Below are 2,374 nucleotides of genomic sequence, written 5' to 3'. Positions count from 1 at the left end.
CGGGCCTCGCCGCCCAGCACGATATGGCGCAGGGCGGCAGCGGGCGCGTCGGCGGGCAGCGTGTAGAACGCCGACGGTGTCTGGCTGAGCACCGTAATCCGTTCCCGCTCCAGCAGTTCGGCGAATTCGGTCGGCGAGGGTCGTGGCACCCGGGTCGCCCCCGCGGGCGCGGTGGCGCGCGGCCCGTCTAACTCTGCGTAAACGACCGGCTAACACCGGCGTAAGGGCCCGTGACCTGCGCGAAACTTCGTGGACCCTGGCTTGGCCGACGCGTCCGCGACCGTACGATTCAATTGTGAGCGTTCCGCAGGCCGTGCTGCTGGCAGTTCTGGCGGCCGTCGTAGGCCTGGCCGTCGGTGGACTGCTCATTCCGTATATGAACGCCCGGCAGGCGCAGCGCCGCGAGGCCGAATCCGGCCTCACCATGTCGCAGGTGCTGGACCTGATCGTGCTGGCCTCCGAGAGCGGCATCGCGGTCGTCGACGAATACCGCGACGTGGTGCTGGTGAACCCGCGCGCCGAGGAACTCGGCCTGGTCCGCAACCGGCTGCTCGACGAGCGCGCCTGGGCGGCGGTGGAGAAGGTGCTGGCCGGCGGCGTCAGCGTGGACTTCGATCTGACCCTGAAGAATCCGGTCCCCGGTCGCAGCCGCATCGCGGTGCGCGGGGTGGCGCGGCCGCTGTCGCGGGACAACTCCAACTTCGTCGTGCTGTTCGCCGATGACGATTCCGAACAGGCGCGGATGGAGGCGACCCGCCGCGATTTCGTCGCCAATGTCAGCCATGAGCTCAAAACGCCCGTCGGCGCGATGAGCCTGCTGGCGGAGGCGCTGCTGGAATCGGCCGACGATCCGGACTCGGTGCGGCACTTCGGCGAGCGGCTGCACGCCGAATCCGGCCGCATGGGCAAGATGGTGACCGAGCTGATCGCGCTGTCGCGGCTGCAGGGCGCGGAAAAGCTGCCGCAGCTCGAGGCCGTGGACGTGGACACCGTCGTCAACGCCGCCATCGAGCGCTCCCGCACCGCCGCCGAGGCCGCGGGCATCACCGTCAGCACCGACGCCAACAGCGGACTCGAGGTGCTCGGCGATGAGACGCTGCTGGTCACCGCCCTGTCGAATCTGGTCGAGAATGCGATCAACTACTCGCCGAAGGGCTCCCACGTGTCGGTGAGCCGCTCGCTGCGCGGCGGCTACGTCAATATCGCCGTCACCGATCGCGGCATCGGTATCGCCAAGGAGGATCAGGAGCGGGTGTTCGAGCGGTTCTTCCGCGCGGACAAGGCCCGCTCGCGCGCCACCGGCGGGACCGGGCTCGGGCTGGCTATTGTCAAGCACGTCGCCGCCAACCACAACGGCGAGATCACGCTGTGGAGCAAGCTGGGCACGGGTTCGACGTTCACGCTGCGCATCCCGGCCACCGATGCCGCGGAGCAGGACGGCGTGCCGGGCACGAACGCGGGGGACAGAAGGACTCCCACCGGAGTAGCGGTGGGTAAGAAGGAAACCGGCCCGCGCCCCGTGGGGCGGGCCAGACCCAACGGTGTGGAGGCAACCCGATGACGAGTGTGCTGATCGTCGAGGACGAGGAGTCGCTGGCCGATCCGCTCGCGTTCCTGCTGCGCAAGGAGGGGTTCGAGGTCACGCTGGTCGGCGACGGTCCGTCCGCACTGGCCGAATTCGACCGCTCCGGCGCCGACATCGTGCTGCTGGATCTCATGCTGCCCGGCATGAGTGGCACCGACGTCTGTAAACAGCTGCGCACCCGCAGCAGCGTGCCCGTGATCATGGTGACCGCGCGCGACAGCGAGATCGACAAGGTGGTCGGGCTGGAGCTGGGCGCCGACGACTACGTCACCAAGCCGTACTCCTCGCGCGAGCTGATCGCGCGCATCCGCGCCGTGCTGCGGCGCGGGGTAGGCGAGGAGATCGACGGCTCCAGCGAGAGCGGTGTGCTGGAGGCCGGGCCCGTGCGCATGGATGTCGACCGCCACACCGTGCAGGTCAACGGCAAGCCGGTGACGCTGCCGCTCAAGGAGTTCGATCTGCTGGAGTACCTGCTGCGCAACTCCGGCCGGGTGCTCACCCGCGGACAGCTCATCGACCGTGTCTGGGGCGCGGACTACGTCGGCGACACCAAAACCCTCGACGTGCACGTCAAGCGCCTGCGCTCGAAGATCGAGGCCGACCCCGCCAAGCCGGAGCACCTGGTCACGGTGCGCGGTCTGGGGTACAAGCTGGAGGCTTAGCCCTGTGCACCCCCCCGGGGGGGGGGGGGGCAGGGGTGGGGGGAGGCGCGGGGGGACAGGGGTGGGGGGGGCGGGGGGTGCATTGCGGTGCGGCCGGCGGGGGTGGGTTACGGTGTTACGGCGCGGG

General features: G+C 69.7%; 2 protein-coding genes. Both read left to right on the top strand.

Annotated features, from left to right (window positions below):
* Positions 1-295 precede the first annotated feature (295 nt).
* Entirely contained in the window at positions 296-1,561 is a 1,266-nt protein-coding gene (locus QH290_RS00055; protein WP_280381608.1) for a sensor histidine kinase, read from the top strand.
* Entirely contained in the window at positions 1,558-2,247 is a 690-nt protein-coding gene (locus tag QH290_RS00050; RefSeq protein ID WP_280265927.1) for a winged helix-turn-helix domain-containing protein, read from the top strand. The genes QH290_RS00055 and QH290_RS00050 overlap by 4 nt, the downstream gene beginning before the upstream one ends.
* Positions 2,248-2,374: the final 127 nt, after the last annotated feature.

The sequence above is a fragment of the Nocardia wallacei genome (genome assembly GCF_029869545.1).
Classification (GTDB): Bacteria; Actinomycetota; Actinomycetes; order Mycobacteriales; family Mycobacteriaceae; genus Nocardia; species Nocardia wallacei_A.
The sequence above is the reverse complement of the archived record's forward strand: the minus strand, read 5'-3'. Positions and strand labels throughout refer to the sequence as shown.